Consider the following 12,672-nt stretch of genomic DNA (forward strand, 5'->3'; position numbering starts at 1 on the left):
CCACTCGACCAGGTTGACCGATGCCGTGGCCGGCACACCGGAAGTGGTCGGCGTGTCGGCTGCAACGGGGCAAAGGTTCACGGGTGCGGCACTAGAGAGGCGTCCCGCACCACAGCTGTTCCGATTTGAAACAGTCGGACTGCGGGCCCGATCGATACTGTGCGAGTACTCGATAAACGAGATGTTCGGTATCGGATGCACGTCTACGCGGTGGTGCATCGTCGAGCAATCTGCCGATCGCCACATCGAACGGAGCCCATCCCCATGCACGTCTTCGCCGTCATGCCCGACGACCCCACGATTCACGACCTCGAGGTGCCCACTCCGGATCCCGAGGGCAAGCAGGTGCTGCTGAAGGTCCTCCGGGCCGGCGTCTGCCACACCGACACCCACCTGCGAGCCGGTGGGTACGACCTCGGCAGCCGCGGAAAGATGAGCCTGAAGGAACGCGGCATCGAATACCCCATGGTGCTCGGCCACGAAGTGGTCGGAGTCGTCGAGAAGGTGGGCGACGAAGTCGGGTCGGTGCAAGTGGGCGATGTGCGCCTGATCTACCCGTGGATCGGCTGCGGCGCCTGCCGTCAGTGCCGTGAAGGTCACGACAATCGTTGTGCCGCAGGGAAAAACCTGGGTGTCGCCCGGCACGGCGGATACGCCGAGAGCATCCTCGTGCCCGACGAGAAGTACCTCGTGGACATCGACGGTCTCGATCCGAGCTGGGCCGCCACCATGGCGTGCTCCGGCCTGACCGCCTACAGCGCCGTGGACAAGATCCTTCCGCTCGATCCCGACGAACCCGTGGTGATCTTCGGAGCCGGAGGACTCGGCCTGACGGCCATCGCGATCCTGCGGTCGCGCGGACACCGCAACATCTGCGCCGTCGACGTCGCCGACCGGAATCTCGAGTCCGCCCGCGCCATGGGGGCCACCAACACGTTCAATCCGGGAACGGGCGATGCCGCGGCGCTTCGCGAGGCAATCGGTGCGCCGGCCGGGGCGGTCGTGGACTTCGTCAACAACGGTGCCACGGCCACCTCGGCATTCGAGATCCTGGTCAAGGGCGGAATCATGGTTCAGGTCGGGCTCTTCGGCGGCGAGGTCACCGTCCCGACCGCGCTGCTGGCACTCCGCATGATCCGCATCGAGGGAAGTTTCGTAGGAACTCTCGCGCAGATGAAGGAACTCGTGCGATTGGCGCAACGCGGGGAGGTTCCCACCATCCCCGTCGTCGAACGGCCGCTGTCGGCAACCGAGGTGTCCGGTGCCCTGGACGATCTCACCGCGGGGTCAGTCACTGGACGCATCGTCCTGAGGGCCTGACAATGGAGTGATGCCAGTGGAAGGGCCGCGGCGCCAGGACGAGGTGAGGAACGCCCGCGAGCGCATGCTCGAGGAGGGACTCCTCCGGGCCTCTGTGCCGGAATCCCTTGTTGCGGCGGAGATCGAGCAGAGCTGGCGTCGCTCCATCTCGAACCGGGTCGACCCCGGAGCCGAACCGCTCGTCCTCGGAGAGATCGACCCGGACAGCGCCATCCTGCGCGCGGCAGGTCGCGTCCTGGACCAGTGGCAGAACAACCTCACCCAGTCGCGATTGGCGCTGCTGCTCGCCGACGAGAACGGCCGCATCATGTCCCGCCGGATCGTCGACGCGGAGGATGCGCGAATCCTGGATCAGGCCAACGCAATCGAGGGTTTCGACTTCTCCGAGCAGGCCCTGGGCACGAACGGTCTCGGCACTCCCATCGAAGCTCGCGATGTCGTATTCGTCCGCGGCAGCGAACATTTCAACGACAATCTGGCGCGGCTGGCGTGCGCCGGAGCTCCCATCAAGCACCCCGTCACCGGGCGGATGGTCGGGTCGCTCGCCTTCGCGTCCCACATCGACGTCTCGAGCCCGCTGATGGTGGCGATGGCCCGGCAGGCCGGACAGCAGATCGCCGAAGCGCTCGAGAGCATGGCCGATTCCCGCGACCTGGAGTTGGCACGTGTGTATCGCCGCTTCCGTGCGGGTCGGCGATCGGTGTTGGTGATGAGTTCGGACACCGTGATGACGGATCTGCCGTCTCTCGCACACCTGGACGCGGAAGCGCACGCCGTGTTGTGGGAGAAACTGCGAGCTCATCGTTGGGGCGACGACGTCCTGCGCCTGGAACTTCCCACACTCGGAACCGAGGCGCTGGTGCGGCGTCTGGGCCGCGACGAACACGACGCAATCTTCGCTCTCGAGTTCGTGACTCCCGGTGCGGCCGAACCGATGCCCACCGATCTCGGTACACACCCGCGGGGTGGGAGCATCCCGGTCGTCGGTGGCACGTCCGACGGCCTGATCGCTACCCGCCGGCCCACGGAGTCCCCGTACGAACGGGTGCGTCGTCAGCTCACCGCGGTGGCGGGCCCGGACGGATTCATCCACCTCGTCGGCGAGCCCGGGGTCGGCAAGCGCTTCCAGGCCACGACGTGGCTTCGTGAACGAACCGGCCGGGACCCTGCGGTGTTCACCCGGCCCGACCTCTCCGAGAACAGCAGTTTCTGGGCCGCTGCCGGCGACGTGCTGCGCGAGGGTCGAGGTGTCGTCGTCGACGCAGACGATGTCGGACACGAAAGCCGCACGCGCCTTGCTGATTTTGCTCGGGATAGGTGTTCCGGAGGTGCGAACGACCCTCTGGTGATTCTCACCGAGCGCCGTGGCTCCGACGACTCGACACCCATGTCCGTGCGTGTTCCCTCGCTCGTGGAGTTGCGCGACGAACTGCCGGTCATCGTCCGCGAGGTCGCTGCCGCCCGCTTCCCAGGTACACCACCGCCTCGGTTCTCGCCCGTCGCGCTCCGTTGCCTGCTGGCCTGGCGCTGGCCGGGGAACGTCGCCGAGCTGGTCCGGTTGCTGGCGTCCCTGCCACCGGCACAGGAAGGCGGGTTCGTCCAGGCGAAGGACCTCCCGCCCTCCATGTGCGATACCACCCGTTCCACGATGAGCCGCTACGAGCAGGCCGAGCGTGAGGCGATCGTCGGCGCACTGCGCGACGCCGAAGGCAACAAGTCACGCGCTGCGGAGATCCTCGGCATCGGCCGGACCACGCTGTATCGCAAGATGCGGACCTTGAAGATCGACGACGAACAGCTGAGCACGTTCGGTCCCTGATGACCGAGCGCGCCGCCGGTGTGTACATGTGGCGGCCCCGGGCGCCACAAAGGCACACGGGCGCGTCAGCGCCTAGGTGGCCGCTGACAGCGCCGGCTCGGCGGAGCTCGGGCCGGGGGATTCTTCGGTGCGGTCGGGAACGTCCGCCCCGGCCCGGACCTTCGGAATCAGCACCGTCAGGACGACTCCCAGCAGCGCGAAGCCGGCGAGGACATAGAACACCGCGTCCACCCCGAGCCCGGCGGCCAGGAACAGGCCACCCAGCAGCGGGCCGCTGACGCCGCCGAGCCTGCCGAAGCCCGCAGCCCACGCGACGGCAGCACCGCGCATCCGGGTGGGGAAGTAGTTCGCCACCAATCCGTACACCAGAATCGACGTTCCGGTGGTGCCGAAGCCGACGACAGCGACGAAGAACAGCAGGACGGGAAGCGGCAGGTTCAGGGTCATCAGGGCGACGAAGGTCGCGCCGATGAAGAAGCCCGTGGCCACAACAGGTTTCGGCCCGAATCGGTCGGCGCACCGCGAGCCGGCGACCGCGCCCAGGATTGCACCTCCACTGAGCACGAGGAGGAAGGCCAGCGATCCCTTGGTGTTGAACCCCGACTTCTCCATCAACACCGGCAACCACGTGTTGAGGTAGTAGTTGAGGAACTGTCCGAGGGCGCTGATCGATCCCACCACGATCGTCGAGAACAGGAATCCGCGCCCGACCAGGCCGGCGAAACCCACCCGCTCGGTCTTCGCCGGCGGCGCGAGGCTGTCGGGCATCGGCACACCGGTTCGCGCGGAGACCGCGCGGGCCTCGTCGATCCGGCCGCGGGCGACCAGCCACTGCACCGACTCGGGCATCTTCACGATCGCCAGGGGCAACAGCGTGACGATCGGCAGTGCTCCGATCATGAACAGCCCTCGCCAGCCGATGGATTCCAGCAGAAGGATCGCGAGAAGGGCGCCCAGCAGGCTCCCCAGCGGCACGCCGGAGTAGGTGATCGCACTGTAGAGGTTCTTCTTCCCCGGCGGGGCGATCTCGGTCACCAGGGTCGCGGTCGTCGCGATGAGTGCCCCGATGCCGAGGCCGGTGACGAAGCGCATCGCACCGAAGGTGGTGGTCGTCGTCATCAGTGCGGTGACGAACATGCCGATGGAGAACCATGCGTAGGAGATGAGCATGACCTTGCGGCGTCCCAGCACGTCGCCGACGGCGCCGGCGAGCAAGGCGCCGAACATCATTCCCAGCAGCGCGTAGCTGCCGAGCGTGCCCGCGAGCGCGGGCGTGACCTCACCGATGTGACTCGGATCGTCGAGGAAGGTGGACACCACCGCGCCGTAGGCGACGAGGTCGTAGCCGTCGAAGATCAGGCCGACGGTGGCGAGGGACACGACCCACGCGACGGTTCGTCTGCGTCGAGTGTCCGGATCGGTTGTTGTCGAAGTCATTCGGTTCTCCGATGGGGGAGCAGGTTTCGTCATGTGGTCGGCGCGGCGGCCGGTTCGGTGTGCCGGTGGCGCCCGTTCGGGTCGGACGGCCGATGGCCCCGATCCCGACCGGAGGGCGTAGAAGTCCCCAGAAGCTCTGCGGGGAAGTCGATCTCGCGCTTGAGGATCTTGCCGGTGCTTCCCTTGGGAAGCCTGTCGACCAGCCAGACATGGCGCGGATACTTGTAGGCGGCCACGCGGGTCCTGACGTACTCGCGGAGTTCGTCGGGTGTCGCGGCGGCGCCGGCACGCAAGGTGATCGCGGCGGCGACCTCCTCACCGTGCGTCGCGTGCGGCACACCGATGACCGCGGCCTCGCGCACTGCGGGATGCTCGTAGAGCACTTCTTCGATCTCGCGCGGGTAGATGTTGTACCCGCCCCGAATGATGATGTCCTTCTTGCGGTCGACGACGAAGTAGAAGCCGTCGTCGTCGCGGACGGCCATGTCGCCGGTATGGAACCATCCGTCGACGATCGCCGCCGCGGTGGCTTCCGGACGGTTCCAGTAGCCCTTCATCACGTTGTGCCCCCGGATGACGATCTCGCCGACCTCACCGGACGGGACCTCGGCGCCGTTCCTGTCCACCACCTTCATGTCGACACCGTCGATGGGCAGTCCGATCGAGCCGGGCTTCGTGTGGCCGAGCCGGTTGAAGGTGGCGGTCGGCGACGTCTCGGTCAGACCGTAACCCTCGAGAATCGGGGCGCCGAAGGTCTCCTCGAAGCCGTTCAGAACCTCGACCGGCAATGCGGCACCACCGGAGACACACATGCGCAGGCTCGAGGTGTCGACCTGCCCGCGATCGGTGTGGAGCAGGCCGACATACATCGTGGGAACGCCCTCGAACACGGTCACCCCGTGCCGCTCGATGAGGTGCAGAACCTTCGCAGCGTCGAAGCGCTGTACCAGTGACACACTCGCGCCCGCCAGGATGGAGGCGTTCAGTGCGTTGCTCTGCCCGAACGCATGGAAGAACGGCAGGCACCCCGCCACCACGTCGCCGGGCCCGAAGTCGAACATGTCGACGAATGTGATGGCGTTGCGACGCAGATTCGCGTGTGTGAGCTGGGCACCCTTCGGGGTGCCGGTCGTGCCCGAGGTGTAGAGGATGACTGCCGTATCGTCCTCCTCACGCGGAGCGACGTCCTCGGCGGCCGGCCACTCCGCGACGGCCGCGACGGTCTCCTCGTCGACGACGACGGTCTCGGTTCCGGTCGCTGCGGCAGCGGACTCCGCCTCGGCCGTCACCGTGCTCCACACCAACGCGAGCACGGCACCGGAATCACGGAAATGGTGCTCGAGTTCGCGGGACTTGAGCAGCGGGTTGATCGGCACGACGGTCGCGCCGGCGCGAAGAACGCCGTAGTAGAGAACCGGGAATGCCAGAACGTTCGGCAGTGCGATCGCGACTCGGTCACCCGGCAGGACTCCTCGGGCCCGGAGGCGAGCCGCGGCACGCGCGGTCAGGGCGTCGAGATCTGCATAGGTGACGGCGTCGTCGTCGACACGAAGGGCGGGCCGATCGGGATATCGGCGCGCGGACTCGGTGAGGATGTGAGCGAGGTTCGTCATGAGAGGCTTTCCGGTGCGGGACTTTCGGGTTCTGGGTAGGCCATCCACAGCCACGGCGGGGGCCGGAACGGGGTCCACCTGCCGACGGGTTGGGCGAGACGGTCCGCGACGGCCCACAACGCCGCCGGGTGACGGATGATCCCGATGTGGCTGGCCAGGACGGCGATGTTCTCCGCACGCTCGGACGGCTCGTCGAGGCAGGTCCGCCAGGCAACGACGCCGTCGAGCGGGCTGTAGATCGACGTCGCAGGGACCGGGAGCGGACCCTTGCCCCGTTCGAGCGGTACGTCCAACGGCTCGATGTGCTGGTGGGCGTACGAATGGAACAGCCGGTTGGCGCGGCTCTGCTCGTGCCGGGCCAGACGGATCGGGCTGCCCAGCGTGATGACCTGCCGGACGGCTTCCGGAGTGCGACGAGCCAGCTGGCGGGCGTAGATACCCCCGAGACTCCACCCGATGACCGTGACCGGCTGCTGGAACCGGTTGGTCAGGTAGTCCAGCCGTGCCCGCATACCGTGCACCGCCTTGCCGGTGGGGCCGATGTTGCGGCCGAGCCGCCACCCGTAGGTCCGGTATCCGAGTCCCCGGAGCACGAAATGCATCGGCGCCGCGGACATGTCGGTTCCGTGCAGGCGCGGCAGGATGAGCACGGGATGGTTGTCTCCACGCGGAAGTGTGGCGAACAGGGGTGCCGCGCACGCGAGGAGCGCCCCGTCGAGGGCCGCTCGCGGGTACTCGGTGTAGTGGAGCAGATCACCCGGTGCCGACATACCTCGTTGCGAGGTGCTGGTCATGTGATGGTCTCGCTTCGTCGGAGGAGGAATTCGATGATGGCGGGGATGGTCTTCTTCGCCGCGGTCCGGCCCACGAGCACTCCCACGTGCCCGCCCTCGAGCCGCAACTCGTGTTTGTCGGACGAGCCGACCAGATCGATGAGCGGGGCGGCGGACGCCTCCGGCACGATGTGGTCGCGGTCGCCCAGCACCGTCAGGAACGGCACCGTGATGTCGGAGAGGTGGACCCGGTCTCCGCCGAGGACGATCGTGTCGTCGACGAGCGCGTTGGTCCGGGTCATCTCCGCCAATTGCCGTGCGACCCCACCGGGGAGCGGGACGTGATCGGTGGCCCAACCGATCATCGCCTGATAGGCCGTGACGTAGTCGTCGTTCCACAGCTTGTCGAACAAGTCGACGTACCGGGTGATCTGCGTGGTCGGCTTCAGAATCTGGAACGCCTGGTGGACCACCCGCGGCGGCACATTGCCGTCGACATCGAGCAGTTTCTCGACATCCTGCTCGACCGTGCCGAGCACGCTGGTCAACGGTCCCAGTTGCTGCAGGTCGATCGGCGCGGACACGACGGCCAGGCTGCGCAGCGGCGCGTCGCGATGGTGGGCGGCATAGAGCAGGGACAGGACGCTGCCGAAGCAGTAACCGAGCATGTTGACCTGTTCGGTTCCCGAGATGCGGCGCACCTCTTCGACCGCGGCGGGAATGTAGTCGTCGACGTAGTCCTCCAACCGGTTCGCCGCGTCGCGCTCGTCGGGAACCCCCCAATCCAGCAGGTACACATCGAATCCGGCGTCCACGAGCTGCTCGACGAAGCTGTTGCCCTTCTGCAGATCCAGGATGTAGCTACGCGAGAACAGGCCGAAGACGATCAGGAGCGGGGGCGAGACCCGCACGTCGTCGTTGCGGTACCGCCACAGTTCGGTGCGACCGTGGCGCCACACCACATCCTTGGGCGTCGTCCCCACCTCGGGTCGTGAGATTCCCGCCGCCATACGAATTCCGTTGCGTGCCCGGAGCACGGAACGTTCGAGCTCCCGGCCCACACGGCCGACGATGCCCGGTGCTTCGACGTCGATCGTCATCGTCCATCACTCCCTGTTCGAGCGGTGTCGCGCTGCTCGAGCTGCAGCGACAGCCGCCGCACGTCCCGGTCCAACGCCCCGAGCTGTGCGTGCATCCGATGCAGGTCGCTGCCGGCCGGCAGATTGACCAGGTGCCACACCGTCGCGGCGAGACCGTTCAGGCCATCGCCCACGGCACGCCGGATACCGAAAACGGTGGCGGTAACTGCCGCGAACCGATCGCTGCGCACCAACGCTTCGGCCGGCGGCGCGACGATTCGTTCGGCGAAGTCGTACGGCGCTCTCCAGCTTGGCAATCCGATCATCGATATCCCTCGTTGCGCATGAAAACCCCCTCCGGTCCGATCCCTGTCGAACCCCGGCGATGTGTGCATCCGACCGCTGGGGTGCCGCCGATCGGCGGCACCCCCTCCCTCCGTACGGTCGGCAGGTCAGACCGTCACCGGGACAGCGGACTTCAGCTCGAAGCCGCGGTACCCGTCGGCGACGACCCCGGAGAGAACGCCGCGGTAGTTGCCCAGCCCGCCCAGGTAGAACAGAACGCTCGGCTCCTTGCCCGGAATGTTTGCGCCGAAGATCCACGAGTTGCCTCGGGTGAACAGCGTGGCGTTCGCGATCTCCGTGCAGGTCTCGGTCCACTCCTCCTCGGCCTCCGGCGAGGGCTCGACGGCGCGGATGCCGTTGCGCTCGGCGTATTCGACGGTGTCGCTGATCCACTCGACCTGCGTCTCGATGGTCGGCGGCAGGTTCGTGAACGGGCCGTTGGGTCCGAGGACCATGAACCAGTTGGGGAAGTTCGCGGTCGTGACACCCAGGTAGCTCGTCGGCTGACCGTTCCAGTGGTCGTTGATGTGCAGGCCGTCCCGGCCACGGATCTCGATGCGGCGGTAGTTGCCGTCCACCGCGTCGAATCCGGTGGCGAAGACGAGCACGTCGAGTTCGTGCAGCACGCCGTCCTCGGTCACGACGCCCTTCGCGGTGACCTCGCGGATCGGGTTCTCCTTGATCGCGACGGCCTCGACGTTCGGCCGGTTGTACACCTCGTAGTAGCCGCTGTCGCACAGCGGACGCTTGGCGAACAGACCGGTCGGCATCAGCTTGCGGGCGGTCTCCGGATCCTCGATGATCTCCGCGACCTTGCTGCGGATGAACGATGCGGCGGCTTCGTTGGCGGCCTCGTCGGTGGCGATGTCGCCGAAGGTCCCGAACATGAAGCGGAAGCCGCCGCCGTGGTCCCAGGCCTCCTGGAAGATGCGGTTGCGCTCCTCCTCCGACACCGACATGGCCGGCAGGGTGGACTCCTCGAAGCCGAAGGCCACCGCGGACTTCTTGGCGCGGTCCCAGATGCCGTCGTAGTCGGCCTTGATCGCGTCGATCTGTTCCTTCGTGACCGGTCGGTTGCCGACCGGCACGGAGTACTGCGGGGTCCGGACGAACACGGTGAGGTGCTCGACCTCGGGGGCCAGGGCGGTGATGACCTGCTGGCCGGTGGATCCGGTGCCGATGACACCGACGCGACGGCCGGCGAGGCTCTTGCCCTCGGGCCAGGCCGCGGTGTGGATGGTCTCGCCCTCGAAGGTGTCCAGACCGGGCAGGTCGGGGAAGTTGATCGCGGAGAGCAGACCGACGGCGTTCACGACGTACTTGGCGCGGTAGACCTCACCCTTGTCGGTGGTGACCTCCCACAGGCTTTCGTCGTCCAGGTAGATCGCGGAGGTGACCTCGGTGCCGAACCGGAAGTGGCGGCGCAGGTCGAACCGCTCGACGACGCTCTCCAGGTACTCGAGGATCTCCGGCTGGGTGATGTAGGTGGTCTTCCAGGTGCCGTCCTGCAGCAGGTCGCGGTCGAACGAGAAGCGGTAGAGGTGGCTCTCGGTGTCGGAGAGGGCACCGGGGTAACGGTTCCAGTACCAGGTGCCACCGGGGCCTTCCGCCTTGTCGAAACCGACGGTGGTCAGCCCGAGTTCGTTGTGCAGCTTGTGCACGGCGTAGATGCCGCCGAATCCGGCGCCGATGACAACGGCGTCGACGAAGCTGGGTGCGATCTGTGCAGTCATGGAAATTGCCTTCGTTCGGTGCGATGAGATTGGTGTCGAATCCGACCCGAAGCGGAAAACCCCTGCGTTCCGCTTCCTGTGGCGTCTCCCGCCGTGTCGATCCCGTGTGACAGTCGACACGAGGTCTGTATTCGAAATTAGGCCTGTATTCCGGCACACAGCTGTTCCGATGTGAAACACATCCGGAACATCCTGTCGCGCCGACAGGTCTGCGCAGCACCGGACACGCGGAGAGGGGCCGGACGAGGAGCCAACCTCGTCCGACCCCTCTGCGCGGGGACATGTTCCCGGCGGGAAGCGACCCGCCCGGTGGTGTCGGTGTTATTCGTTCTCGGTCAACGATTTTCGGAACCGCTGGTCAGCAGTTCACGTGCTCGGAGAATGTTCGCCTCGACTTCGTCGCCGAGATCCACGGCGGGAAGCGAGCCGATTTCGCCGCGGAGCAACTCGACATCCTTGAGCAGCAGGTCGTACTGGACATCGGCGAGGTTGTCGCCCATCCAGCTCTGGCCGGTGGACACTCCGATCACGTCGAAGAGGTCCCGGGCTGCGACCCCCGACTGCTCGGCGACAGCGAGCATCCGTGCGGCGGCGGCCAGGTTGTAGGTGGCGAGGGTGTTGTTGAGCAGCTTCACGATGGCCGGCTGTCCGTAGGACTGCATGCGGAACACACGGCCGGAGATGTCTTCCAGCAGAGCGTTTTCGGCGTCGGTGGGAGCGGGTCCGGCGAGGAAGACGGTCATCGTGCCGTGGCGTGCACCCTGGGGGCCGCCCGACACGGGGGCCTCGAAGACACGCCAGCCGTCCGGGGCCGAGGGCAGGATCTTCCGGGCGTCCGCGGGCGCGAGCGTGGTGTGGACGAAGACGGTCAACGGCTGGGCGGTGTGGGCCGTCAGGGCCTCGAACACCGACGAGACCTGGTCCGCCAGCCGCACCGCGACATGGACACTGTCGACGGACGGCCAATCGACGTCCGCCAGGTCGCTACCGGCCGGCGACCCGGTCTCCTGCGACCACTCGCGGAGGCGATCCTGGTTGAAGTCGTAGCCGTACACCTTCCGGCCCAGCTCGGCGAGATGTGCGCCGACACTTCCGCCGATGGGCCCGAGTCCGATAGCCAAGTGCATGAGGGTTTCCTAGAGATATTGAGTGGGTGGGGCGGCGATCCGCACGGACCCTGATGTGCCGCGGGATGTCGCCTCAGTTGGTGGGCGACTCGACCTCGAGGCCGCGCTCGGCCATGACTTCCTTGAGCAGAGTCAGGGCGTTGAGGACGCGCGGGAATCCGATGTAGGGGATGCACTGGATCAGAGCGCCGACGATCTTCTCCTTGGTCAGGCCCACATTGAAACCCACATTGATGTGCAGCTTCAGCTGCGGCTCGGTGCCCAGGGCGACCAACGTGGAGATGGTGACGAGCGTCTGCTCCTGCCGGCTCAGGCTCGTCCGGGAGTAGATGTCCCCGAACGCGAACGAGACGATGTAGTCGGGCAGCTCGGTGTCGAGATCCTTGTAGGACTCGACGAGCTTGGCGTGATCGAACGTGTTGGAGTGCTCGGTGGAGACGAGCCCCATCATGCGGTCGAGGCCTCGCTGGAAGCGTTCTGTGGTCATGTCTGTGGTCATGAGGTCGTCCTGTCGGCTCGCAGGACACGGTCGGTTCGCGTCCCGATGTGTTGTCGTCCGCCGCGGTGGCACCGATGTGACGGGCACCATGGCTACCGCTCCCACGCTAGAGCGACAGGCCGAAGTGACGGTGTTCCGATGTGGAACAGTCCGCTCTACATGTAGCGTCCGCCGGTGACCTCCGCGACGGTGCCGGTCATGTACGAGGACAGGTTCGACGCGTAGAAGAGGGCGACGGAAGCTATTTCGGACGGTTCGCCGGCCCGCTGCATGGGGATCTCGGACATCTTCTGGTCCCACGCCTTCTGTGGCATCGCTTCGGTCATCGCCGTGCGGATGAGACCGGGCTGAACGGCGTTGATCCGTACCCCGAGATGTGCGACCTCCTTGGCAGCCGCCTTCGTCAGGCCGACGATTCCGGCCTTGGCCGCGGAGTAGTTCGTCTGACCCACGAAACCGACCTTGCCGGAGATCGAGGACAGGTTGATGATCGATCCGCCGCCGTTCTCACGCATGATCCCGGCCGCCAGACGGGTGCCGTTCCAGCATCCGCGCAGGTGAACAGAGATCACGTCGTCGAACTGCTGTTCGGTCATCTTGCGCATCGTCGCGTCGCGGGTGATGCCGGCGTTGTTGACCATGACGTCGAGCGATCCGAACGATTCGACGGCAGCGTCGAGCAGACGGGCCACGTCGTCGGAGAAGACCACGTTGCAGCCGACGCCGAGCGCCTCGGTTCCGAGCGAAGCAGCAGCATCCTTCGCCTTGGACTCATCGAGGTCGCCGATCACGACCCGGGCGCCGTTGTCGGCGAACGTACGGGCGATCGCGTATCCGATCCCCTGAGCGCCTCCGGTGATCACCGCGGTGCGTCCTGACAGCATTAGAATCCTTTCGTTGTGACCCGACTCGGTCGGGTCCGTGTGT

At 66.5% G+C, this 12,672-nt stretch carries 11 protein-coding genes; 2 read left to right on the forward strand and 9 right to left on the reverse strand.

Annotated elements, in window-relative coordinates:
• Positions 1–264: 264 nt before the first annotated feature.
• Entirely contained in the window at positions 265–1,320 is a 1,056-nt protein-coding gene (locus tag ACWDUD_RS26890; RefSeq protein ID WP_450111316.1) for an alcohol dehydrogenase, read from the forward strand.
• 10 nt (positions 1,321–1,330) lie between these two features.
• Positions 1,331–3,139: a helix-turn-helix domain-containing protein gene (locus ACWDUD_RS26895; RefSeq protein ID WP_450111317.1), complete on the forward strand. Its 1,809-nt coding sequence runs from the start codon at positions 1,331–1,333 to the stop codon at positions 3,137–3,139.
• 72 nt (positions 3,140–3,211) lie between these two features.
• Here ACWDUD_RS26895 and ACWDUD_RS26900 read toward each other — a convergent pair whose 3' ends face one another.
• The 9 genes from ACWDUD_RS26900 to fabG form a co-directional block, all read right to left on the reverse strand.
• A complete protein-coding gene (locus ACWDUD_RS26900) occupies positions 3,212–4,576 on the reverse strand; it encodes an MFS transporter (protein ID WP_450111318.1) in 1,365 nt (454 codons plus the stop codon).
• A 29-nt stretch (positions 4,577–4,605) separates the two neighbouring features.
• Positions 4,606–6,189 carry a long-chain-fatty-acid--CoA ligase gene (locus tag ACWDUD_RS26905; RefSeq protein ID WP_450111319.1) on the reverse strand — a complete coding sequence of 528 codons (1,584 nt, stop codon included), beginning with the start codon at positions 6,187–6,189 and terminating at the stop codon, positions 4,606–4,608.
• Positions 6,186–6,983: an esterase/lipase family protein gene (locus ACWDUD_RS26910; protein ID WP_450111320.1), complete on the reverse strand. Its 798-nt coding sequence runs from the start codon at positions 6,981–6,983 to the stop codon at positions 6,186–6,188. Before ACWDUD_RS26910 ends, ACWDUD_RS26905 begins: the two co-directional genes overlap by 4 nt.
• Positions 6,980–8,062, reverse strand: a complete 1,083-nt coding sequence (locus tag ACWDUD_RS26915; RefSeq protein WP_450111321.1) for an alpha/beta fold hydrolase — start codon at positions 8,060–8,062, stop codon at positions 6,980–6,982. Before ACWDUD_RS26915 ends, ACWDUD_RS26910 begins: the two co-directional genes overlap by 4 nt.
• Positions 8,059–8,367 carry a hypothetical protein gene (locus tag ACWDUD_RS26920; protein ID WP_420749871.1) on the reverse strand — a complete coding sequence of 103 codons (309 nt, stop codon included), beginning with the start codon at positions 8,365–8,367 and terminating at the stop codon, positions 8,059–8,061. The genes ACWDUD_RS26915 and ACWDUD_RS26920 overlap by 4 nt, the downstream gene beginning before the upstream one ends.
• A 126-nt stretch (positions 8,368–8,493) precedes the next feature.
• Positions 8,494–10,119, reverse strand: a complete 1,626-nt coding sequence (locus tag ACWDUD_RS26925) for a flavin-containing monooxygenase (RefSeq protein ID WP_450111322.1) — start codon at positions 10,117–10,119, stop codon at positions 8,494–8,496.
• Between the two features lie 335 nt (positions 10,120–10,454).
• Positions 10,455–11,246: an NAD(P)-binding domain-containing protein gene (locus ACWDUD_RS26930; RefSeq protein WP_450111323.1), complete on the reverse strand. Its 792-nt coding sequence runs from the start codon at positions 11,244–11,246 to the stop codon at positions 10,455–10,457.
• Between the two features lie 73 nt (positions 11,247–11,319).
• Positions 11,320–11,745, reverse strand: a complete 426-nt coding sequence (locus ACWDUD_RS26935; RefSeq protein WP_231610343.1) for a carboxymuconolactone decarboxylase family protein — start codon at positions 11,743–11,745, stop codon at positions 11,320–11,322.
• A gap of 155 nt (positions 11,746–11,900) precedes the next feature.
• Positions 11,901–12,629 (reverse strand): 3-oxoacyl-ACP reductase FabG, encoded by a 729-nt coding sequence (gene fabG / locus ACWDUD_RS26940; RefSeq protein ID WP_450111324.1) that lies wholly within the window; start codon positions 12,627–12,629, stop codon positions 11,901–11,903.
• Between the last annotated feature and the right edge of the window lie 43 nt (positions 12,630–12,672).

Source organism: Rhodococcus sp. NPDC003382, assembly GCF_053589135.1.